The organism is Pseudomonas sp. 24 E 13 (assembly GCF_900004715.1).
In the GTDB taxonomy this organism is placed as follows: domain Bacteria; phylum Pseudomonadota; class Gammaproteobacteria; order Pseudomonadales; family Pseudomonadaceae; genus Aquipseudomonas; species Aquipseudomonas orientalis_A.
Map to the genome: position 1 here is coordinate 11,662 of NZ_CVTO01000020.1, position 20,953 is coordinate 32,614.

A 20,953-nucleotide genomic window follows, 5' to 3' on the forward strand; every position below is an offset into this window, starting at 1 on the left:
CGGTGGGTCAGCCACAGATGTATCTGCTGACACTCCGCAATCGGGGGCAAGCCCCCTCCCACATTTGACGCGCGTCGCCTGATAGACTCCTCCACACTTCCACCGCCCGCGAGTCCCCCCATGCTCCACGTGTTATTCAGCGTTTACCTGAAGATGCTGGTGCTCTACAGCCCGTTCTTCGTGCTGTCCTGCTTTATCAGCCTGACCCGCGGCTATTCCAGCAAGGAGCGGCGGCGCCTGGCCTGGAAAGTCGCGTTGGCGACGCTGGTGTCGAGCGTGCTGCTGTACCTGTTCGGCCGGGTCATTTTCAGTGTGTTCGGCATCACCGTGGACGCGTTCCGCATCGGCGCCGGCAGCGTGCTGTTTATCTCCGCCCTGGGCATGGCCCAAGGCAAATCGGCGGTGCAAACCGATAACGTGCAGCAGGACGTGACCATCGTACCGCTGACCATCCCGCTCACGGTCGGCCCCGGCACCATCGGTGCATTGCTGGTAATGGGGGTGAGCCAGCCCCATTGGGACGACAAGCTCACCGCCATCCTCAGCATCGCCCTGGCCAGTCTCACGGTGGGGGTGGTGCTGTACCTGTCCAATCGGATCGAACGCATTCTTGGCGACCAGGGCTTGCAGATTGTCAGCCGGTTGATGGGCTTGTTCGTGTGCGCCCTGGCCGCGCAAATTATCTTTACCGGGGTCCGTGGCTATCTGGTGACCTAGATCCGGTATTTGGCGATGGCCGACTGCACGTTGTCACCCGCACTGTCGCGCATCAGTTGCAGGGTCTGTTCATTGACCACCGAGGTGTTGAGCACCAGGCAGGTCTGCCCGCTGAAGGCCTCGAACGATGAGCTGTCCCATTCAAGGAACGGCAACCCCACCTGCTTGCTCACGCCATGGCTGCTGTAGGTCACCAGGACCATCATCACTTCGCCATTGGTTTCAGCGCAGGACGCCACGCCGAAGTCACCGCCCTGGTGCACGCTGCTGTTGCGTTTGAACAAATCGAAAGATGCCGGCAGTTGCTTCAAGGTCTCCAGCGCATCGGCGGCCAGTTTCGGCAGCAGGCTGAGCAACGGCCCCGACATGGACATCGAGGCGAGCATTGCGCCGATGATATTCAGCGCCGTCAGTTGCACCGTCAGCCCCCTGCCCGCGCGCGAGACGCGCTCGAAGCTGCTGCGCACCGGCAGCCAGCCGAGGCTGACCATCACTTTGATGAATTCGTCGTACCAGGCCTCGGTGCCCCGATGCACCTTCAATACATCGCTCACGTAACTGCTGGCCAGCAGGTAGCTTTTACGGATGTATTCGCGGTTAAGCCCGGACAGCCCCTCGGCAAAGGAAATCACACCGTTGTTGACCACCGCCGCATTGCAGTCATCTTCGGTGTCCAGCGGTAACGTCGCGGGCGTGCCCGGCGCGCCCGGCAATTTGTAGGCGGCAATCAGCTTGCGCCGTTTTGTACTGTTGATCCTTCTGTGGTGTCGCTCCATTTCCCAATTCTCCACGTACACCCCGACTCGGGGCTTGTAACCACACTAGTCCACTCGCCGACGGGCTTTCCAGGCAACAAACATCCCTTGGCGCGGCCCGGCAAAACGCGCCGACCCGCAATAACGCGGCATGCACGATGAGCCTCGTGGTTTCGTCGTGAAAAAAAGAAAAAGCCCCGAACGACAACAGAAAAATCCTGGAGTCATTCGGAGCTTTCGGGCCACTGCCGAGCTGTTTTCAGCCGGCGGGTTTATCGCCGTACCAGCGCGGGGTGTACACCCACTCACCGCCACCGGCACGCGCAAAGGTGCAGGTGGTGGACGAGCCGATCAGCACCATGGTGCGCATGTCCACCTGGTCCGGGGTGAGTTGCCCCAGGGTGGTGACGCGCAGCGTCTGGCCCGGGCGACCGATATCGCGGCCCAGCACCACCGGCGTTTCAGGGGTGCGGTGCTGGGCGACGATCTCCAGCGCACGCCCCAGTTGCCACGGCCGCGCACGGGAAATCGGGTTGTAGAACGCCAGGGCCAGGTCGGCCTGGGACGCGAGGTCCAGACGCTTTTCGATGATCGACCACGGCTTGAGGTTGTCCGACAGCGACATCACACAGAAGTCATGCCCCAGCGGCGCCCCGGCCTGGGCAGCGGTGGCCAGGGACGCCGAGACGCCCGGCAGGATTTGCAGGTCGACCTGGTGCCAGGCCGGGTCGCTGGACTCATGCAACGCCTCGATCACCGCAGCGGCCATGGCGAACACACCCGGGTCGCCGGACGACACCACCACCACCGAGCGCCCTTGGGCGGCCAGCTCGAAGGCGTGCCGGGCGCGCTGCATTTCTTCGCGGTTGTCCGTGCAGTGCTGCACCTGATCATCACGGAACGGCCCGGCCATGCGCACGTAGGTTTCGTAGCCCAGCACATCGGTGCAGCGCGCCAACTCGGCCTTGACCGCCGGCACCATCAATTCAGCGGCGCCCGGGCCGAGCCCGATCACGGCAAGGCGCCCGCGTGGGCGACCGACCTGTGACACGTCCAACGGCTGTTCGGCGACGCTGAGGGTGATGTCCGCCGGCGGCTCGACCTTGTCAAACCGCAGCGGTACGCGCAGTTCCAGCGCAGCCTCATGCAGCGACGCTTCGGCCATCTGCAGGTCGCTGGCAAGCAGGCACGCCAGCGACTGCACGGCAATGCCTGCCTCATGCAAGGCGGTGCGCACACGTGCGGCCAGGTGCGCGCCCGGCTTGCAGGTGGCGCAGACGGTTTTCGGATAAATCACTAATTCGTTGGCGGCCGGCACGCGCTCGGCACTGCCCACATGTATCGCCAGGCGAGCGTGCGCGGCCTGCGGCAAGTTGGCCTGCGCCAGCCAGGGCGCCGCGCCTTCAATGCGCACGCTTTCACCGGCGAGCAGGTCCGAGACGAAGCGCTTGCCCAACTCCAGGTCCGCCAACTCATAGCCCCTGGGCGGGTTGAGCAGGCAGGTGCCAAAGCGCAACTCGCCGCTGGTGGTGATCGCCGCCGCCACACCCAACGCGGCGGCAATCTCCCGCGCCATCACATTCACACCGCCCAGCCCGCCCAGCAGGGGCACCACGGCGCTGCCGTCTTCGGCAACGGCCAGCACGGCCGGCTCCTCACCTTTTTCGAGCAGCAGCGGCGCGAGGGTACGGATGACGATGCCGGCGGCGCACAGCGCAATCAGCGGTGTTCCCTGTTGGTAGAGCTGGCGCAGTGTGGCGCCGAATTCGCTGTAGACCTGGTCCGCGCCGTCGACCCGACCGGTCAGGCCATGGATCTGCGCCGCCGGGTAAAGCTGCTGGATCCTGCGCGCAGTCGCCAGGCTGCCCTGGCCCAGAATGACAATCGCCGGGCTCATCAACCTTGCCACCGTTCACCGGGCACGATGATCAAGGAAAAATATGGTGACGACATCGGCTCCACCTGGTCCAGCGGCACGATTTTCTGATTGGCCATGGTGGCGCGTTCCACGTACAGCGCACGCCCGGCCAGACCGAGTTCCTCCAACACTTGGCGCACCTTGTGGAAGTTGCGCCCCAACTTCATGATCACCGCCGCGTCAGCGTCCGCCAGCCGGCGCTTGAGGTCGTCGTGCGGCAACACCCCCGACAGCACCGACAGGCTCTGGTTGCGATACACCAGCGGCGCACCCAACACCGAAGCGCCGCCCAGCATCGAACACACGCCCGGGATGACCTGCGCTTCATAGCGCTCGGCAAGGCGGTCATGCAGGTACATATAGGAGCCGTAGAAGAACGGGTCGCCTTCACAGATCACCGCCACATCGCGGCCCGCATCCAGGTGCGCCGCCACATCGACGCTGGCGGTGTCGTAGAAGTCGCTGATCACTTGCTCATAGGACAGCGGCGCCGGCAGCGCCTCGGTGGTCACCGGGTACACCAGGGGCATCAGGGTTTGTTGCGGCACCAGATGGTCCTCGATGATGCCGAACGCATTGCCCTTCTTGCCCTTGGCCACGAAGTACGCCACCACGGGCGACTCGCGCAGCAGGCGCAGGGCCTTGAGGGTGATCAGCTCCGGGTCGCCGGGGCCTACGCCCAGGCCGATCAGACGTCCGCGTGGGTGCATTATTCGACCTCCGTGGCGAGCGCATTGACGGCGGCGGCGGCCATGGCACTGCCGCCCAGACGGCCCTGCATGATCACGAACGGCACGCCACGGCTGTCGGCGGCAAGCATCGCCTTGGATTCGGCGGCGCCGACAAAGCCCACCGGGAAGCCGAGGATCAACGCCGGTTTCGGCGCGCCGGCGTCGAGCATTTCCAGCAGGTAGAACAAGGCGGTCGGCGCGTTGCCGATCACCACCACGCTGCCTGCCAGGTGCGGACGCCACAGTTCCAGGGCGGCAGCGGAACGGGTGTTGCCCAACTCCCGCGCCAGCTCAGGCACGCCGTCATCACGCAGGGTGCAGATCACCGCGTTATTGGCCGGCAGGCGCGCGCGGGTCACGCCTTCGGAGACCATCCGCGCATCGCATAAAATCGGTGCGCCCGCCGCGAGCGCATCGCGCCCGGCCTTGCCCGCGCCTTCGGAGAATTGCAGGCCGTCGATCGCCTCGACCATGCCGCAGGCATGAATCACCCGCACCGCAAGTTTTTCCAGATCGGCCGGGATGCGGTCCAGGTTGGCTTCCGCGCGAATAATGGCGAAGGAGTTGCGATAGATCTCCTGACCGTCGCGGATGTAATCAATCATCGATGTTGCTCCGTGGGCGAGCGCGTAACAGGGCGCCCGCCGCTTCAATGGAAAGAGTGCGCGCGTGCAGCCGGCCAAAACCTGGATGGGCGGCGTCGCGAAAATAGAGGTCGTAATGGCCGGGACTCACCGCCAGCAAGGTGACCGGCGCGGTGTGCGCGGCGGCGCAGGAGCGCGGGCAACCGGACAGGTGCACCTCCACGCCGGGTTGCAGGGTGGCCAATTGCACTGCGTCGGCCTTGGTATCGGCCAGGCCCTTGCCGCAACCGCTGGAACCGGTGCAGGCAATCATGCGCGCAAGGGGTTGCTCGATTGAACAGAGAAAGCCCAGTTGCCCCAAGCGGTCGGTGACGGCGCCAGGGCGTTCAATGTTGGGCAGCAGCACGCCTTGCCAGGGCGTGAAGCGCAACGTGCCATCGCCGTACTCGCTGGCCAGTTGCGCGGCGCCCTGGAGCATCTGCGAATCCAGACGGCCCAGAGGCGCGACTGCCGCGACGTAGAACTGATTCTTCCGGGGCTGGGGATAACTTCCGATGTGCAGCAACGCACCACCGGCCGGGCGTTTGAAGCCCTGGGCCGACAGCAGCGGCAGGCTCAGGCGGCTCAATAACTTATCCACAGCCAGATGACGCATGCGCGTTTGCTCGGGCGTCGCCAGGTCGAGAAAGGCCTCCAGCACCGCCACCACCAGCGCATGGCCCTGGTCCAGCGGCACGGCCGCCACGGGCGCATTCAGGCCGGGGCAGCCGGCCAGGCCGAACGCCAGCAGCGTTTGCCCCTCGCGCACAAACGCCGACAGCCACAGGTCATGGTGATGCTCGAGCATCGCCAGGGCTTCACCGCCGTCCAGCTGCACGGCGAACTTGGCCGACAACTGATGAAAACGCGGATGACTGTCCAACGTGGCGAGAATCTGCGCGGCCAGCGGGCGGGTGTCGAACAGCATCTGCGGATCGATGCCGGCGCTGGGGCTGAGCATCAGGTTGCGCACGTCATCACCGGCCGCGTTGCTCGGGCCGAGGCCGGCCGCCAGCAGCATTGCGATCAAGGCGTCCTGCTCGGCGCCGATCCCGCGAATCTGCAGGTTGGCGCGGTTGGTCGCCTCGATCACCCCGCCCGCGTACGCCTGGGCAGCATCCGCCACGGCGTTGGCCTGGGCCGCGGTAAGCGAACCACCGGCCAGTTTGACCCGACAGATACCGCCGTCCAACGCCTGGACAATACGCAGCAACCCCGGACAGGCCGAGGGGCGCAAGGTATTTACAGCGGGCGTTGGGTTCACGGGGCTACCGGTTGACGGGTAAAGGCGCGGTATTATGCCTGCTTTGTCCGGCGGCATGAAAAGCCTGCCCGTCGGATGTCGTTCAAGGAATTGCTATGTCGCCCTGGCTGACGGTTGTAGGCATCGGTGAAGACGGCTTCAAGGGCCTGGGCAGGAATGCCCGGCACGCCCTGTTGCGCGCTACGCGGATTATAGGCGGCCAACGCCAGTTGGACCTGTTGCCATTGTGTATCAGTGGCGAGCGCCAGGCGTGGCCGAGCCCGTTTTCCCTGGAGCCGGTGTTGTCACGGCGTGGGGAGCCTGTGTGCGTATTGGCCAGTGGTGACCCGATGTTCTATGGCGTCGGCGCCAGTCTGGCGCGCCAGATTGCGGCGGATGAGCTGCTGGTTATACCGGCGCCGTCGTCGGTGTCCCTGGCGGCGGCGCGTTTGGGCTGGCCGTTGCAGGACGTGGTGACGGTGTCCGTGGTGTCCCGCCCCTTCGCGGCAATCAACGCGCACCTGGCCAGCGGTGTGCGCTTGCTGGTGCTGAGCAATGATGGTGGCAGCCCTGCGTTGATTGCCGCGTTATTGACGCAGGCAGGGTTCGGGCCCAGCCGATTGACGGTGTTTGAACACTTGGGCGGCGCGAACGAGCGGCGCTTGGACGGCCTGGCCGCAGACTGGCATCACCTCGGCACTGCCGATCTGAACCTGGTCGCCATCGATTGCCTGGCCTGCAGCGACACGCCGCCCTTGTCGCGCCTGGCAGGCCTGCCGGACTCGGCGTTCCAGCACGACGGTCAACTGACCAAACGCGATGTGCGCGCCATGACCCTCGCCCGCCTCGCCCCGATGCCCGGCGAACTGCTGTGGGATGTGGGCGCGGGCAGCGGTTCCATCGGCATCGAATGGATGCGCACGCATCCCAGCTGCCGTGCCCTGGCGATCGAGCCTGACCCGGGCCGCCAAGGCCTGATCGAACACAATCGCGACGCCCTCGGCGTGCCCGGCCTGCACCTGATTCGCGGCAAAGCCCCGGACGCCTTGCACGGCCTGCCGGTACCCGACGCCATCTTCATCGGCGGCGGCGTCACCCGCGACGGCGTGCTCGACACCTGCTGGCAACACCTGCGCCCCGGCGGGCGCCTTGTCGCCAACGCCGTGACCCTGCAAAGCGAAATGACCTTGATGAACTGGCGCGCCGAGCACGGCGGCGAACTGACCCGCATCCATGTCGCCCAGGCGCAGCCACTGGGCGAGTTCGACACCTGGCGCCAGGCGTTGCCGATCACGCTGCTGGAAGTGATCAAGCCGCTATGAACAGGATTCTGTTGCTGGGCGGCGTGACGGAAGCGCTGGCCATTGCCCGCACCCTGGGGCCGGAGCATATCTACAGTTTGGCCGGCGTGGGCCGCGTGCCGACCGACCTGACCTGCCAGGTGCGCGTCGGCGGTTATGGAGGCGCTGAAGGGTTGGCGCAGTTTGTTCGCGATGAACGCATCAGCCTGATCCTCGATGCCACCCATCCGTACGCAGCGCAGATCAGCCACAACGCAGCCCGGGCTGCACGGTTGTGCGCTGTGCCGTGCTGGGCATTGCGACGTCCGGCGTGGCAGCCGCAGGCCGGGGATGATTGGCGCGAAGTGTCTGACTGGGCTGAGCTGATCCAAGTGTTGAAGCCCTTCAAGCGCCCGCTGTTCACCTTGGGTCGCGAACCCTTGCAGCATCTCGATGAAATCCCCGCCGACCAGTTCTGGACATTGCGCGCGCTGGACGTGTACCCGGGCAACGAGCGCTGTGAAGTGATCGGCGCACGCGGGCCGTTTCTGATCGAGGATGAGCGGGCGTTATTCGAACGACGCCGGATTGATGTGCTGATCAGCAAGAACAGCGGCAGCACCGCCACCGAACCGAAGCTGGAAGTGGCGCGGGAATGTGGGGTGCCGGTGTTGGTGTTGAAGCGGCCGGTGTTGGCTCATGTAGACCGTGAACTCTTGTCGCCTGAAGAAACACTCATCGCGTTGGCAAATTTCATTCGATAAGTCAGGATCTCTCGCTTGCTTGATAAGTAACCTATTTGTTACCTTCAGGACGGCGAATGATCGAGATTGAAGAATACCGACGTGACAACCTGTCCAGCCCGTTCGATGAGTGGTTTTCATCCTTGAGTGTGCCGGCGGCAACCAGAGTTACGACCGCTCTGGTACGACTTGAAATGGGCAACACCAGCAACATCAAGTGGTGCGACGGGTTCGGTGAATACCGCATCGATTGGGGGCCAGGCCTGCGAATCTATCTGATACAGGAAGGCCTACGATTAATCATCCTGTTCGGTGGCGGGGACAAGTCCAGTCAAAAGCGCGATATCAAAATCGTTAAGTCGCTGATCAATGAGCATCAGCGTGACAAGAAATTGAAACAAAAGAGGTAACCAGCATGGCGTTAACCCGTAGCTACAAGCACACCATCGCTGAACGTGCCCAGCGCGACCCTGCATTTGCCCAAGCTCTTCTCGACGAGGCCGCTACGCTGTTTCTCAACGGTGAGCCGGAAGTTTCCCGCGTGATTCTGCGTGATTTGGTCAACGCCACGGTGGGTTTTGAAGGACTTGCGAAAGAAACTGCCAAACCGAGTAAAAGCCTGCACCGAATGCTCTCAGCCAGCGGTAATCCAAGCATGGATAACCTCGCCGCGATTTTTGCAGTGATCAGAAAAGCCTTAGGTGTCGACATGCAGGTGCACGGAGTTCCCGCTGCATAATTGGTACAACAACCAGCATCAGCGGTGCTACAGGCAATGTGGGAGGGGGCTTGCCCCCGATAGCGGTGCGTCAGTCACTGATTTTCTGGCTGATCCTCCGCACTCGGGAGCAAGCCCCCTCCCACAGTTGACCTGCGCAGCCTTGAAGTTCGGCACCCACTCAATTCCCCGTCTATCCTCAAACCCGACACTGCGACACCAAACCACACCACGCGTTTTTACTTATCCCCCCCGATCAGGCTAAATACCCGCCTGATCGTTTAACCCTACGGATTATCCGCCATGGCCCGTCAACGCTTTGCAATTGCCTGGATCGCCTGCCTTGCAGTGCTGTTCAATGCGTTTGCCATGCCGCTGGCCAGTGCGATGCAGCAGACCGATGATCCGGTCAAGCGCCTGCTGTTGGGTGGGTTCTGTTCGTCCAATGGCGCCAGCCTGCAGGCCATTGCCTTGGGCCAGCTGGAAATCCCGACAGCGCCGGACGATCACTCCGCCATGCAGCATTGCTGGTGTTGCTCGGGCTCGGCGCCGTGGGTGGCGTTGCCGGGGCATGCGCCGCAGTTGTATGTGACGCGCCAGCAAGCGCTGCAGAGCCTGCCGCCGCGCGTGTTGCGCAATCCCGCCCCGCGCCGGCAATGGCCGAGCCTCAATCCCCGCGCCTCTCCAACGGTCTGATCTTCTTCGCAAGTGAACTGCGTTTAGAACCGTTCCGGAGAACTGCCATGCTCAAATCTTCCCTGCTTCTGGCGGCGTTGCTGCTGCCGGTGTTCAGTGCTGCCAATGCCGAGGACTACAAGGCCGGTGACCTGTTGGTCAGCGACCCCTGGTCCCAGGAGTTGCCACCGAATGCGCCCACGGTCGCGGCGTACTTTGTTATTCATAACACCGGGACTGCCCCGGATCGCCTGCTTGGCGTTGAAACCAGCGTGGCCGAAAAAGCCGAGCTGCACGAGCATGTGATGCAGGGCGACCTGATGAAGATGCAGCAAGTGCCCAGCGTTGCCGTACCGGCCAAGGGCGAGCTGACGTTCGCGCCGATGGCCTATCACGTGATGCTGCTGGGCCTCAAGGACCGCAGCCTGTTGGCCGATGGCAAGCAATTCCCACTGACCCTGACGTTTGAAAAAGCCGGCAAGGTCGAGGTGAACGTATCGGTTCAGAAGTCGCCGCCGATGACCGCTCACGAGCATAAGCACGCCCAGTAGGACTCCCCCGATGGGCGCCCGCAGCGCCAGGTTGTCTCCACGCCGCCGCTTGATGCGCGGCAGTTGGGTCAGCCTGTTCGCCATGTTGATGATCTTTATCGGTCCGCTGATTTCCCAGGCGATGCCGATGAATCATCACGCGGGTATGTCCATGGACATGCCCGCGTGCCACGGCGAGCCCAAGCCGAGCAAAGCCCCCGACGAACATCATGTCCTCTGGGAAAAATGCGGCTATTGCAGCCTGCTGTTCAGTTGCCCGGCCCTGCCGGGCAGCGTCTCCTACATCACCCTCGGCACCCCGCCGCCCGCCAACGCGCTCATTCCCACCCCGCGCCTGGGTCATGCCCGGCAGAGCATCTTCCCCGGCGCGCGCAGTCGTGCGCCGCCCATCGCGTCGTAAGCCCTTCACCGCGCTACTTCACCCCGGCCGACTTCAAACAGACAGCCGCAGGCTGCTGGCCGTGTTGTTTACGACTGATTGATGGAATTTTTCATGTCCAGGTTTTCTGCTGACACCCGATTGGGCGCTGCCCCGGTTTTCGCCGTTCTGTGCGGCGCGCTGCTTGCGCCACACGCCCATGCTGATGAACACGAGCTGAGCCCCACGGTCGTCACCGCGATCGCCCCCAGCTCGCCGCTCACCGTTGTCACCCACCCCAAGGATCCACGCCAGCCGGTGCCCGCCAGCGATGGCGGCGATTACCTCAAGACCATCCCCGGCTTCGCCCTGGTGCGCAACGGCGGCACCAACGGTGACCCGGTGTTGCGCGGCATGTTCGGTTCGCGCCTGAATATCCTTACCAACGGCGGCATGATGCTCGGCGCCTGCCCGGGCCGCATGGATGCGCCCACCTCGTATATCTCGCCGGGAACCTACGACAAGCTCACCGTGATCAAAGGCCCGCAAACCGTGCTCTGGGGCCCCGGCGCGTCAGCCGGTACGATCCTGTTCGAGCGCGAGCCCGAGCAGTTCGGCGAGCTGGGCACCCGGGTCAATGCCAGTGTGCTGGCCGGCTCCAACGGGCGTTTCGACAAGGTCATCGATGCCGCTGCCGGAGGGCCGTTGGGCTATGTGCGGGTGATCGGCAACCAGGCCCATGCCGACGACTACAAGGACGGCAACAACGACCGCGTGGCCTCGCGTTATGACAAGTGGAATGGCGATGTGGCCGTCGGCTTCACCCCCGACGCCGACACCCTGCTGGAACTCACCGCCGGCCGTGGCGATGGCGAAGCGCGCTATGCCGGGCGCGGCATGGACGGCTCGCAGTTCCTGCGCGAAAGCCTCGGCCTGCGTTTCGAAAAGTCCAATATCGGCGAGGTGCTGGACAAGGTCGAGGCCCAGGTCTACTACAACTACGCCGACCACGTCATGGACAACTACAGCCTGCGCGTCCCCTCGGGCACCGGCATGATGGCCGGGCCCATGGCCTCCAACGTCGATCGGCGCACCCTCGGTGGGCGGATCAAGGCGACCTGGCGCTGGGCCGATGTGCAACTGATCGGCGGCCTGGACGCACAGACCAACGAACACCGCGCGCGCAGCAGCATGGGCATCGACACCTACAAGGACCTGCCGCGCAGCAAGGACGCCAACTTTCACAACTACGGCGTATTCGGTGAACTGACCTGGTACGCCGCCGACACTGACCGCCTGATCACCGGCGCCCGCCTGGATCGTGCCTCGGCAAAAGATTTTCGCCAACGCACCGGCTCGGCAATGATGAGCCGTGCCAACCCCACCGCCGACGCCACCCGCGCAGACACCTTGCCCTCGGGCTTCGTGCGCTTTGAGCATGATCTTGCGGACACGCCCACTACCGTTTATGCGGGTCTGGGTCACGCTGAACGCTTCCCGGACTACTGGGAACTGTTCTCCCCCAACACCGGCGCGGCCGGCTCGGTGAATGCCTTCGACGGCGTTAAGCCGGAGAAGACCACCCAGCTGGATGTTGGCGCGCAATACAAAACCGCCAACCTTGACGCCTGGGCCTCGGCTTATGTCGGCCAGGTGCGCGACTTCATCCTGTTCGACTACCGGCCCGGGATGATGGGCACCACCTCCCAGGCGCGCAATGTCGACGCACGCATCATGGGCGGTGAACTGGGCGCGGCGTACAAGCTGACCACTCACTGGAAAGCCGATGCCAGCCTGGCCTACGCCTGGGGCAAGAACAGCAGCGACGGCAACGCCCTGCCGCAGATGCCGCCGCTGGATGCGCGCCTGGGCCTGACCTACAGCCAGGACGATTGGAGTGCCGGCGCGTTGTGGCGGGTGGTCGCGGCGCAGAACCGCATCGACCCGAACAAGGGCAACGTGGTCGGCAAGGACTACGACACAAGCGGCGGTTTTGGCGTGTTCTCGCTCAACGCCGCGTACCGCATCAATAAGCACTTCAAGGTCAGCAGCGGGGTCGACAACCTGTTTGGCAAGGCATACGCCGAGCATTTGAACCTGGCGGGGAATGCCGGGTTCGGTTACCCGGCAAGCGACCCGCAGGCCATCAAGGAACCGGGGCGTACGCTCTGGACCAAGGTGGATATGAGCTTCTAACAGCATCGGGGGCAAGCCCCCTCCCACATTGGATTGCGTTTCAAATGTGGGAGGGGGCTTGCCCCCGATAGCGGTGTAACTGACACAAAAAATCAAAAGCCTTGCGGAGCCCTGATGAGCACTCAACAAAAAGTTTCCTTCTACAACCTGGCCTGGCGCTGGCACTTCTACGCCGGCCTCTTCGTCGCCCCCTTCATGGTGCTGCTGGCCCTGACCGGCATCATCTACCTGTTCAAACCCCAGCTCGACCCATTGCTGTACGGCCACCTGCTCAGCGTTCCCGCCGCCGAACACGCGCTGAGCGCCGACGAGCAGGTGCAACGCGCCAGAGCCGCCTACCCCCAGGCTGCGATCAGCAAGTACCTGCCGCCCGCCGATGCCACCAGCAGCGCACAGTTTGTGATGCATAACCAGGGCCGCGAAATCAGCGTATTCGTCGACCCGTATCGCGGCACCGTCCTGGGTGAGCAGGACGCCAAATACAACCTGCAAGCCATCGCCCGCGCCCTGCACGGCGAGTTGATGATCGGCACCACCGGTGATCGCCTGATAGAGCTCGCCGCCGGCTGGGGCGTAATGCTCGTGGTGTCAGGCCTGTACCTGTGGTGGCCGCGCGGCAAGTCATCGGCCGGCATATTGTGGCCCCGACTCAACCGCCGTGGCCGCGTGTTCTGGCGCGACCTGCACGCCGTCGCCGGTTTCTGGGGCGCAGCGTTTTTGCTGGTGATGCTGCTCAGCGGCATGACCTGGACGGGCTTCTGGGGCAAGCAATACGCCGCCCTGTGGAACACTTTTCCGGCGGCGATGTGGAACAACGTGCCGCAGTCCGACCAGCAGGCACGCGTGCTCAACACGGCCACCCAACAGACCGTGCCCTGGGCCCTGGAAAACACGCCGATGCCGATGTCCGGCGACCACGCCGAACACATGAACCACGGCGCCATGCATGCAGGCCCCGCCGCGCCGACCGTGCGCCTGCAACAGGTGGTCGACCTGGCCAATGCGCGCAAGGTCGAGCCCGGCTACAGCATCACCTTCCCCACCACCGCCACGGGGGTATTCACCGTCGCGGTGTTCGCCAACGACCCGCGCAATGACGCCACCCTGCATGTAGACCAGTACACCGGCAAGGTCCTGGCCGATGTGCGTTGGGAGCATTACAACCTGGTCGCACGCGCCACCGAGACCGGCGTGATGTTGCACGAAGGCAAGATGTTCGGCTGGATCAATCAACTGATCGTGCTGGTGATCTGCCTGATGATTCTGCTCAGTGCGGTGAGTGGCGTGGTGATCTGGTGGAAGCGTCGGCCACAGGGCGGGCTGGGTGTGCCGCCGCTGCGTCATGACGTGCCGAAGTGGAAAACCGCGATGGTGATCATGCTCGGGCTGGCGATCATTTTCCCGTTGGTGGGCGCATCGTTGATTCTGGTGTGGGCGCTGGATCGCCTGGTGCTGTCACGCTTTTTTGCCCAAGGTGAATCTGCCTCAGGTTAAGCATGAAACAGGCGAGATGCCCGACGCTGCGGGCTTGTGTAGCCTTGCGCGACTGTTGTCGCGCAGCCAATAAGTGTTAACTTATAACACTTTCTGCGTTATCGTTGCTCGCCGCGCCCTGCGGCGAGCCCCCCTTCAAGAAGCGATTGAATCGACCGATGAACAACTCCCTAGCGTGCGGCCTGTGCCTGCTCGCCCTGCATACCAACGCCCAGGCCATGACCCTGCCCGAGAGCGCCATCACGGCACCGGCAGTGGATAACGAACGCGTCGAGCTCAATACGCCGACTACCGCCGGTTCGCGCCTGAACCTGACGGCGCTGCAAACTCCCGGCAGCGTAGAAAGCCAGACCGGCGCGCAGATCCGAGCACGTGGCGACGCCAGCGTGCAGGACGCCATCTCCCGCGCCACCGGCATCACCCGCACCGGCACCCCGGGCGACGGTGGCACCTCGCTGCAAGCCCGTGGCTTTACCGGCCAAAGCTCGGTGATGCAACTGTACGACGGTAACCGCATGTACACCGGCATGGGCACCTCGACCTTCCCGGTGGACACCTGGGCGGTGGAACGGGTGGACGTGCTGCGCGGCCCGGCCTCGGTGCTGTACGGCGAAGGCGCTACCGGCGCGGTGGTCAATACGGTCCCGAAAAAGCCTTTCGCGGGCGCGATCGAAAACCGCATCCGCCTCGGCTACGGTTCCTACGACCGCCAGCAACAAGCCCTGGACAGTGGCGGCTCACTGACCGATACCCTGAGCTACCGCCTGAACCTCAACCGTCTGCGCAGCAACGGTTTCATCGACCGTGGCGACGCCAGCAGCGACTTCATCAGCGGCGCCCTGCGCTGGCAGGCGGCCGACAACCTGAGCTTCACCCTGGCCAGTGACTACGGCGACCAGCGCCCACAAAACTACTTCGGCACGCCCCTGATCAACGGCCAGTTGCACAAGGGCCTGCGCTACAAGAACTACAACGTCAGCAACGACACCCAGCACTACAACGACCAGTGGACACGCCTGACCAGCGAGTGGCAACCGAGCGATAACGTCAGCGCCACCAACGAGCTGTACTACCTGAAAAACCAGCGTCGCTGGCAGAACGCCGAGAACTACAACTTCACCAACGGCCAACTGACCCGCAGCGGCAACTTCGGGATCAAGCACGATCAGGAACAGGTGGGCGACCGCCAGACCTTCACCTTCAAGCACACCCTGTTCGGCCTCGACAGCCAGACCGTGGCAGGCGTGGAATACAACCGCATCCGCTTCCGCCTGGCGAGCAACACGCCGTTTAATGACGTGGCGCAAACCGGCCAACCCGTCGACCTGTATCACCCGGCGCCTGCGCCATTTGCCAGCCAGGACCCGTTCAAACCGGTGTTCGCCACCACCACCAGGACGGTGGCCGGCTTCGCGGAAAACCGCCTGCAACTCACGGATAAACTCGCGCTGGTCACCGGCGTCCGCCGCGACTACGCGCACATCGACCGCGACGATCTGCGCACCGGTGGCCAATCCGACAAAACCCTCACCGGCAATAACTGGAAAGCCGGCCTGGTCTACGCGATCACCCCGCAGACTTCGGTCTACGGCCAGTACGCCACCAGCACCGACGGCGTCGGCGGGCTGATTTCCCTGAGCCCGAGCCAGCAGCAGTTCGACCTGTCCAGCGCCAGGCAGACCGAGGTCGGTATCAAGCAAGCATTCTGGGACGCACGGGGTGAATGGACCCTGGCGGCCTACCACATCGTCAAGGATAAGCTGCTGACGGACGTGCCGGGCGTCCCGGGGTTCAAACAGCAAGTCGGCCAACAATCTTCCAACGGCCTGGAGGCCAGCCTCGACCTGCAACTGCCTCACGCCTGGCAGTTGCAAGCCAACGCCGCCATCGTGCGAGCGCAGTATGACGACTTCAAACAGGACGTCGGCGGCGTGCAGGTGTCGCGCGACGGCAACCGCCCAGTGGACGTGCCGCGCCGCACCGCCAACCTGTGGCTGAGCAAGGCCGTGACCGACAACGTGCGTGCCGGTGCCGGTGTGCGTTATGTCGATGCACGGTATGCCGACATGGCCAACCAGAACGAGTTGCCGAGCTACACCGTGGTCGATGCAACGCTGTCGTGGAACGCCATGCGCAACACCACACTGGGCCTGCAACTCAACAACCTGTTCGATCGCACTTACGCAGTCAGCCAGTACAACGATGGGCAGCAGTGGATTCTGGGTGTACCTCGTTCCATGTTCATTACTGCCGACTACACCTTTTAATGACCTCGCTCACCCTCACCGACCTGGCCTGGACTCCACCCGGCCACGACCACTGCCTTCACCGGTTCCAACTGCGTGACGCCGGCCTGCAGGTCGCTGCCAGGGAGTTTGTCGGCCTGATCGGGCCTAACGGCAGCGGCAAGACCAGCCTGTTGCGTTGCGCCTATCGATTCACCCGGCCGGAGCGCGGCGAGGTAATGCTTGAGCACCAGAACGTCTGGAAGCAAAGCGCCAAGTGGTGTGCGCGACGCATCGCGGTGGTGCTGCAGGAATTCCCCGACGCGTTCGGCTTGCGCGTGGATGAAGTGGTCGCCATGGGCCGCACGCCCCACAAGGGTTTGTTCGACAGCGACACCCAGCACGACCAGCAACTGATCCGCAACGCACTGCAGTCGGTGGGGATGCAGGGTTTCGCAGACCATGCGTTCGCCACCCTCTCGGGCGGTGAAAAGCAGCGCGTCATCCTGGCTCGCGCCCTGGCCCAGCAACCGCAACTGCTGATCCTCGATGAGCCGACCAACCACCTCGACCCGCGCTATCAGCTGGAGCTGTTAAGGCTGGTCAAGCAGTTGAACATCGGCACCCTGGCGAGCATCCACGACCTGAACCTGGCCGCCGCGTTCTGTGATCGCCTGTACGTGATCCATCATGGGCGCATCGTCGCCAGCGGTACGCCCCATGAAGTGCTGACCGCCGCGTTGCTGCGCGACGTGTTTGGCGTCCAAGCCCTGATCGACACCCATCCCTTGTCCGGCTACCCCCGAATCACCTGGATAACCCAACCATGATCCTGCGCGCCCTGCTGTCTCTCGCCCTGATGTTCGCCACTGCCCAAGCGCTCGCCGAAGCCACCCACTACCCGCTGACCATCAAGAGCTGCAACCGCGACGTGACCTTCCAGCAAGCCCCGCAACACGCGGTCAGCCACGACATCAACATGACCCAGATGATGCTCGCCCTGGGCCTCAAGCCACACATGGCCGGCTACAGCGGCGTGACGGGCTGGAAGTCAGTGCCGCCGGACATGGCCGCGATCCTCGACGGCCTGCCGGAGCTGGCGAGCAAGTACCCATCAGTGGAAACCTTGCTCAATGCCAACGTGGATTTCTTCTTCGCCGGTTGGGACTACGGCATGCGCGTGGGCGGCGACCTCACGCCGCACACCCTGCAACCCTTGGGTATCAACGTGTATGAGCTGACCGAGTCGTGTGCGTTCGTGATGAAGCGCCCCGCTGCCACACTCGAAGACACCTATAACGACCTGCGCAACCTGGGCAAGATCTTCGACGTACAAGACCGTGCCAACGCGCTGATCGCCCAGATGCAGGCGCAGGTGGCCGAGGTACAAAAAGACCTGCCCGCCGACAAGCCACGGGTGTTTCTTTACGACAGCGGCGAAGACCGCGCCATGACGTCAGGACGCCTGGGCATGCCACACGCGTTAATCGACGCCGCTGGCGGGCGCAATATCCTCGACAACGTCGACGCCAGCTGGACCCGGGTCAACTGGGAAACCGTGGTGGAACGCAACCCGCAGGTGATCGTGATCGTCGACTACAGCGAAATCACGGCCAAACAGAAAGAGCAATTTCTGCTCGATAACCCGGCCCTGCAATCGGTGGACGCCATCAGGAACCAGCGCTTTATCGTGATCCCGTACGTGCAGGCCACGCCGGGTATCGACAACGTGCTGGCGGTGCAAGCCCTGGCCAAGGGGTTCCACGGCGAATGATCGACCGTCGCTACGCCTTGCTGCTGAGTGCCCTGGGCGCGTTTTTGCTGATCTCCTGCGTGATCTCGCTGGGGTTCGGCTCGGCGCGGGTGCCCGTGGACGTGGTGTGGCGGATCCTGCTGCACAAGACGTGCGGCATCGGTGAAGTGGATTGGAGCGCGGGCCAGGAACATATCGTCTGGCTGATCCGCGTGCCGCGCATGCTGCTCGGCGCCTTGGTGGGCGCCGGGCTGGCGTTGATCGGCGCGGTGTTGCAGGCCGTGACGCGTAACCCGTTGGCCGATCCACATTTGCTCGGCGTGACCTCCGGCGCCACCCTCGGTGCGGTGATCGTGGTGCTGCATGTGGGCGAAGTCATCGGCCTGCTGACCCTGCCCATTGCGGCCTTTATCGGCGCGCTGCTGAGCATGCTGGTGGTGCTGGCCGTGGCCAGTCGCAATGGCCGCCTGGAAAGTGATCGCCTGCTGCTGTGCGGCGTGGCGGTGTCATTCGTGATGATGGCGGTGGCCAACCTGCTGCTGTTCATGGGCGACCACCGCGCCGCCTCAGCGGTGATGTTCTGGATGCTCGGCGGCCTGGGGCTGGCGCGCTGGGAACTGCTGGCGATTCCCGCCGCCACCGTGGTGCTTGGGTTGGCGCTGCTGTCGGGCATGGCGCGCCCGCTCAATGCCCTGATGGCCGGCGAACAGACCGCCGTGACCCTGGGCCTGAACGCACGCAACGTGCGGCTCAAGGTGTTTTTGATCGCGTCGCTGATGACCGGCGTGCTGGTGTCGATCAGCGGCTCCATCGGCTTTGTCGGCCTGATGGTGCCGCACATCGCCCGGCGCCTGGTAGGCGCCGAGCACCGGCGCTTGCTGCCGGTGTGCGTGCTGCTGGGCAGTGTGTTCCTGGTATGGGTCGACGTCGCGGCACGCACGCTGATCGCCCCTGAAGACCTGCCGATTGGCGTGGCGACGGCAGCGATTGGCGGGCTGTTTTTTATCGGCTTGATGCGCAGGCGCTGAGCGCGCCCCGTTGTAGCGCACAGCCACGCACCGACACTTGCGCCTGCCATTTCCTGGTGCGTCACGCTTGCAAAAACGCGGGCAAACCAAGCATTTCATGGGGTTTGGCGACTCGGCACAGCGCTTGCAATCTCCTGCTCAACTTGTCCTTCACACCCTTGTTGAGTTCACGGAGATCGCACTATGAAGCGTCGCAGTTTGATCAAGGCATTCACCCTGTCGGCATCCATTGCGGCCATGGGCTTGACCTGGACCGTCCAGGCCGCCGAGACCATCAAGGTCGGCATCCTGCACTCGTTGTCCGGGACCATGGCGATCTCCGAAACCTCGCTTAAAGACATGGCGCTGATGACCATCGACGAGATCAACGCCAAGGGCGGTGTGAACGGCAAGATGCTTGAGCCGGTGGTGGTGGACCCGGCGTCCAACTGGCCGCTGTTCGCGGAAAAAGGCCGGCAGTTGCTGACCCAGGACAAGGTCGCGGTGGTGTTCGGCTGCTGGACCTCGGTGTCGCGCAAATCGGTATTGCCGGTGTTCGAAGAACTCAATGGCCTGCTGTTCTACCCGGTGCAATACGAAGGCGAGGAAATGTCGCCGAACGTGTTCTATACCGGTGCGGCACCCAACCAGCAGGCGATCCCGGCGGTTGAATATTTGATGAGCGAGGAAGGCGGCAGCGCCAAGCGTTTCTTCCTGCTCGGCACCGACTACGTGTACCCGCGCACCACCAACAAGATCCTGCGCTCGTTCCTGCATGCCAAAGGCGTGGCGGACAAGGACATCGAAGAGGTCTACACCCCGTTCGGCCACAGCGATTACCAGACCATCGTCGCCAACATCAAGAAGTTCTCCGCCGGCGGCAAGACCGCAGTGATTTCCACCGTGAATGGCGACTCCAATGTGCCGTTCTACAAGGAACTGGCCAACCAGGGCCTGAAGGCAACCGATGTACCGGTGGTGGCATTCTCCGTGGGTGAAGAAGAACTGCGCGGCATCGACACCAAGCCGCTGGTGGGCAACCTGGCGGCGTGGAACTACTTCCAGTCGGTGGAGAACCCGGTGAACCAGAAATTCGTCGCCGACTGGAAAGCCTACGCCAAGAAACACAACCTGCCGGGCGCGGACAAAGCCGTGACCAACGACCCGATGGAAGCCACCTACGTAGGCATCCATATGTGGGCCCAGGCGGCGGAGAAAGCCAAGTCCACCGACGTCGACAAAGTGCGTGAAGCCCTGGCCGGCCAGACCTTCGCCGCGCCGTCGGGCTTCACCCTGACCATGGACAAGACCAACCACCACCTGCACAAGCCGGTGATGATCGGCGAGATCCAGGCCGACGGGCAGTTCTCGGTGGTGTGGCAGACCGAAGCGCCGATTCGGGCGCAGCCGTGGAGCCCGTACATTCCGGGCAATGACAAAAAACCAGACTACGCCGTGAAGAGCAACTGAAGCCCCACCACAGGCTAAAAATGTGGGAGGGGGCAAGCCCCCTCCCACACTGTCCCCGCATGATCAGGACATTGTGTATGCCCACTGCCCTCCAACGCTGCTTCCTGGCATTGCTGCTGTTGCTGCCTTTGGCCGCACACGCCAGCGACGCCGACGACTTCCTTGCCGCCAACCCGGTGCAGCAAGCCAAACTCCTCCAGGCGTGGGCCGCCAACCCCGATCCTGCGCGCATCGAGCTGGTGGACGCCCTGCAGCAAGGCCAGCTCACGCTCAACGGCGAAACCAAAACCGTGCGCCTGAACAACCGCCTGCGCGGCCTGATCGACAATGTACAAGCCAGCCAGCAATTGCTCGCCGCCGACCCCAAGGTGCGCTTGAGTGCTGCGCGTACCCTGCAAAAAAGCGCAGTGCCTGCGCAACTGAAATTCCTCGACCAGCAGGTCGCCGCCGAAACCGATGAGGAGGTGCACAGCGCCCTCAGCCTGGCCCTGGCCAA

General features: G+C 63.7%; 20 protein-coding genes and 1 pseudogene. 16 read left to right on the top strand and 5 right to left on the bottom strand.

Annotated elements, in window-relative coordinates:
* The first annotated feature begins 120 nt into the window (after window positions 1-120).
* The gene (locus BFP90_RS00755) at window positions 121-717 is read left to right on the top strand and encodes a MarC family protein (RefSeq protein WP_065883442.1); all 597 of its coding nucleotides are present in this window, start codon (window positions 121-123) and stop codon (window positions 715-717) included.
* Here the strand turns inward: BFP90_RS00755 and BFP90_RS00760 are convergent.
* The 5 genes from BFP90_RS00760 to cobG form a co-directional block, all read right to left on the bottom strand.
* Window positions 714-1,493, bottom strand: a complete 780-nt coding sequence (locus tag BFP90_RS00760) for a hypothetical protein (protein WP_065894591.1) — start codon at window positions 1,491-1,493, stop codon at window positions 714-716. The two genes, BFP90_RS00755 and BFP90_RS00760, sit on opposite strands and share 4 nt — an antisense overlap.
* 238 nt (window positions 1,494-1,731) lie before the next feature.
* Entirely contained in the window at window positions 1,732-3,369 is a 1,638-nt protein-coding gene (gene cobJ, locus BFP90_RS00765) for a precorrin-3B C(17)-methyltransferase (protein ID WP_065895725.1), read from the bottom strand.
* Entirely contained in the window at window positions 3,369-4,100 is a 732-nt protein-coding gene (locus tag BFP90_RS00770; protein WP_065883437.1) for a precorrin-2 C(20)-methyltransferase, read from the bottom strand. The genes cobJ and BFP90_RS00770 overlap by 1 nt, the downstream gene beginning before the upstream one ends.
* Complete coding sequence (locus BFP90_RS00775) at window positions 4,100-4,726, bottom strand: precorrin-8X methylmutase (protein ID WP_065895726.1); 627 nt, start codon at window positions 4,724-4,726, stop codon at window positions 4,100-4,102. Before BFP90_RS00775 ends, BFP90_RS00770 begins: the two co-directional genes overlap by 1 nt.
* Window positions 4,719-6,065 carry a precorrin-3B synthase gene (gene cobG, locus BFP90_RS00780; RefSeq protein ID WP_065895727.1) on the bottom strand — a complete coding sequence of 449 codons (1,347 nt, stop codon included), beginning with the start codon at window positions 6,063-6,065 and terminating at the stop codon, window positions 4,719-4,721. Before cobG ends, BFP90_RS00775 begins: the two co-directional genes overlap by 8 nt.
* Window positions 6,066-6,103: 38 nt before the next feature.
* Here cobG and BFP90_RS00785 point away from each other — a divergent pair, with 38 nt between their 5' ends.
* The 15 genes and pseudogenes from BFP90_RS00785 to BFP90_RS00855 form a co-directional block, all read left to right on the top strand.
* Window positions 6,104-7,309 (top strand): bifunctional cobalt-precorrin-7 (C(5))-methyltransferase/cobalt-precorrin-6B (C(15))-methyltransferase, encoded by a 1,206-nt coding sequence (locus BFP90_RS00785; RefSeq protein ID WP_065895728.1) that lies wholly within the window; start codon window positions 6,104-6,106, stop codon window positions 7,307-7,309.
* Window positions 7,306-8,031 carry a cobalt-precorrin-6A reductase gene (locus BFP90_RS00790; protein ID WP_065895729.1) on the top strand — a complete coding sequence of 242 codons (726 nt, stop codon included), beginning with the start codon at window positions 7,306-7,308 and terminating at the stop codon, window positions 8,029-8,031. Before BFP90_RS00785 ends, BFP90_RS00790 begins: the two co-directional genes overlap by 4 nt.
* Before the next feature lie 56 nt (window positions 8,032-8,087).
* The gene (locus BFP90_RS00795; protein ID WP_065895730.1) at window positions 8,088-8,420 is read left to right on the top strand and encodes a type II toxin-antitoxin system RelE/ParE family toxin; all 333 of its coding nucleotides are present in this window, start codon (window positions 8,088-8,090) and stop codon (window positions 8,418-8,420) included.
* Window positions 8,421-8,425: 5 nt separating this feature from the next.
* Window positions 8,426-8,749 (top strand): helix-turn-helix domain-containing transcriptional regulator, encoded by a 324-nt coding sequence (locus BFP90_RS00800; protein ID WP_065883425.1) that lies wholly within the window; start codon window positions 8,426-8,428, stop codon window positions 8,747-8,749.
* 282 nt (window positions 8,750-9,031) lie between these two features.
* A complete protein-coding gene (locus BFP90_RS00805; protein WP_065895731.1) occupies window positions 9,032-9,424 on the top strand; it encodes a DUF2946 domain-containing protein in 393 nt (130 codons plus the stop codon).
* 47 nt (window positions 9,425-9,471) lie between these two features.
* Complete coding sequence (locus tag BFP90_RS00810) at window positions 9,472-9,954, top strand: copper chaperone PCu(A)C (protein ID WP_065895732.1); 483 nt, start codon at window positions 9,472-9,474, stop codon at window positions 9,952-9,954.
* 10 nt (window positions 9,955-9,964) lie between these two features.
* Window positions 9,965-10,354: a DUF2946 domain-containing protein gene (locus BFP90_RS00815; protein ID WP_065895733.1), complete on the top strand. Its 390-nt coding sequence runs from the start codon at window positions 9,965-9,967 to the stop codon at window positions 10,352-10,354.
* A 93-nt stretch (window positions 10,355-10,447) separates the two neighbouring features.
* A complete protein-coding gene (locus BFP90_RS00820; protein WP_065895734.1) occupies window positions 10,448-12,508 on the top strand; it encodes a TonB-dependent copper receptor in 2,061 nt (686 codons plus the stop codon).
* Window positions 12,509-12,622: 114 nt separating this feature from the next.
* Window positions 12,623-14,002 (top strand): PepSY-associated TM helix domain-containing protein, encoded by a 1,380-nt coding sequence (locus tag BFP90_RS00825; RefSeq protein ID WP_065895735.1) that lies wholly within the window; start codon window positions 12,623-12,625, stop codon window positions 14,000-14,002.
* Between the two features lie 158 nt (window positions 14,003-14,160).
* Window positions 14,161-16,269 carry a TonB-dependent receptor gene (locus tag BFP90_RS00830; protein ID WP_065895736.1) on the top strand — a complete coding sequence of 703 codons (2,109 nt, stop codon included), beginning with the start codon at window positions 14,161-14,163 and terminating at the stop codon, window positions 16,267-16,269.
* Window positions 16,269-17,057 carry an ABC transporter ATP-binding protein gene (locus tag BFP90_RS00835; protein WP_065895737.1) on the top strand — a complete coding sequence of 263 codons (789 nt, stop codon included), beginning with the start codon at window positions 16,269-16,271 and terminating at the stop codon, window positions 17,055-17,057. Before BFP90_RS00830 ends, BFP90_RS00835 begins: the two co-directional genes overlap by 1 nt.
* Window positions 17,054-18,001, top strand: coding sequence for an ABC transporter substrate-binding protein (locus BFP90_RS00840; RefSeq protein ID WP_065894567.1), 948 nt, complete (start codon window positions 17,054-17,056; stop codon window positions 17,999-18,001). Before BFP90_RS00835 ends, BFP90_RS00840 begins: the two co-directional genes overlap by 4 nt.
* On the top strand, window positions 17,998-19,008 hold the full coding sequence (locus tag BFP90_RS00845; protein ID WP_065895738.1) for a FecCD family ABC transporter permease: 1,011 nt from the start codon (window positions 17,998-18,000) through the stop codon (window positions 19,006-19,008). The genes BFP90_RS00840 and BFP90_RS00845 overlap by 4 nt, the downstream gene beginning before the upstream one ends.
* A 183-nt stretch (window positions 19,009-19,191) precedes the next feature.
* Window positions 19,192-20,457, top strand: a complete 1,266-nt coding sequence (urtA, locus tag BFP90_RS00850) for an urea ABC transporter substrate-binding protein (RefSeq protein WP_065894564.1) — start codon at window positions 19,192-19,194, stop codon at window positions 20,455-20,457.
* A 77-nt stretch (window positions 20,458-20,534) separates the two neighbouring features.
* Window positions 20,535-20,953: pseudogene (locus BFP90_RS00855) on the top strand (urea ABC transporter permease subunit UrtB); the annotation flags it as partial.

Excerpts from the sequence above, each read along its gene's own strand:
- BFP90_RS00770 (WP_065883437.1), bottom strand. The coding sequence starts at position 4,100 with ATGCACCCACGCGGACGTCTGATCGGCCTGGGCGTAGGCCCCGGCGAC.
- BFP90_RS00790 (WP_065895729.1), top strand. The coding sequence starts at position 7,306 with ATGAACAGGATTCTGTTGCTGGGCGGCGTGACGGAAGCGCTGGCCATT.
- urtA (WP_065894564.1), top strand. The coding sequence starts at position 19,192 with ATGAAGCGTCGCAGTTTGATCAAGGCATTCACCCTGTCGGCATCCATT.
- BFP90_RS00820 (WP_065895734.1), top strand. The coding sequence starts at position 10,448 with ATGTCCAGGTTTTCTGCTGACACCCGATTGGGCGCTGCCCCGGTTTTC.
- BFP90_RS00835 (WP_065895737.1), top strand. The coding sequence starts at position 16,269 with ATGACCTCGCTCACCCTCACCGACCTGGCCTGGACTCCACCCGGCCAC.
- BFP90_RS00830 (WP_065895736.1), top strand. The coding sequence starts at position 14,161 with ATGAACAACTCCCTAGCGTGCGGCCTGTGCCTGCTCGCCCTGCATACC.
- BFP90_RS00785 (WP_065895728.1), top strand. The coding sequence starts at position 6,104 with ATGTCGCCCTGGCTGACGGTTGTAGGCATCGGTGAAGACGGCTTCAAG.
- BFP90_RS00755 (WP_065883442.1), top strand. The coding sequence starts at position 121 with ATGCTCCACGTGTTATTCAGCGTTTACCTGAAGATGCTGGTGCTCTAC.
- BFP90_RS00805 (WP_065895731.1), top strand. The coding sequence starts at position 9,032 with ATGGCCCGTCAACGCTTTGCAATTGCCTGGATCGCCTGCCTTGCAGTG.
- cobG (WP_065895727.1), bottom strand. The coding sequence starts at position 6,065 with ATGCCGCCGGACAAAGCAGGCATAATACCGCGCCTTTACCCGTCAACC.
- cobJ (WP_065895725.1), bottom strand. The coding sequence starts at position 3,369 with ATGAGCCCGGCGATTGTCATTCTGGGCCAGGGCAGCCTGGCGACTGCG.
- BFP90_RS00760 (WP_065894591.1), bottom strand. The coding sequence starts at position 1,493 with ATGGAGCGACACCACAGAAGGATCAACAGTACAAAACGGCGCAAGCTG.
- BFP90_RS00845 (WP_065895738.1), top strand. The coding sequence starts at position 17,998 with ATGATCGACCGTCGCTACGCCTTGCTGCTGAGTGCCCTGGGCGCGTTT.
- BFP90_RS00825 (WP_065895735.1), top strand. The coding sequence starts at position 12,623 with ATGAGCACTCAACAAAAAGTTTCCTTCTACAACCTGGCCTGGCGCTGG.
- BFP90_RS00810 (WP_065895732.1), top strand. The coding sequence starts at position 9,472 with ATGCTCAAATCTTCCCTGCTTCTGGCGGCGTTGCTGCTGCCGGTGTTC.
- BFP90_RS00815 (WP_065895733.1), top strand. The coding sequence starts at position 9,965 with ATGGGCGCCCGCAGCGCCAGGTTGTCTCCACGCCGCCGCTTGATGCGC.
- BFP90_RS00800 (WP_065883425.1), top strand. The coding sequence starts at position 8,426 with ATGGCGTTAACCCGTAGCTACAAGCACACCATCGCTGAACGTGCCCAG.
- BFP90_RS00775 (WP_065895726.1), bottom strand. The coding sequence starts at position 4,726 with ATGATTGATTACATCCGCGACGGTCAGGAGATCTATCGCAACTCCTTC.
- BFP90_RS00840 (WP_065894567.1), top strand. The coding sequence starts at position 17,054 with ATGATCCTGCGCGCCCTGCTGTCTCTCGCCCTGATGTTCGCCACTGCC.
- BFP90_RS00795 (WP_065895730.1), top strand. The coding sequence starts at position 8,088 with ATGATCGAGATTGAAGAATACCGACGTGACAACCTGTCCAGCCCGTTC.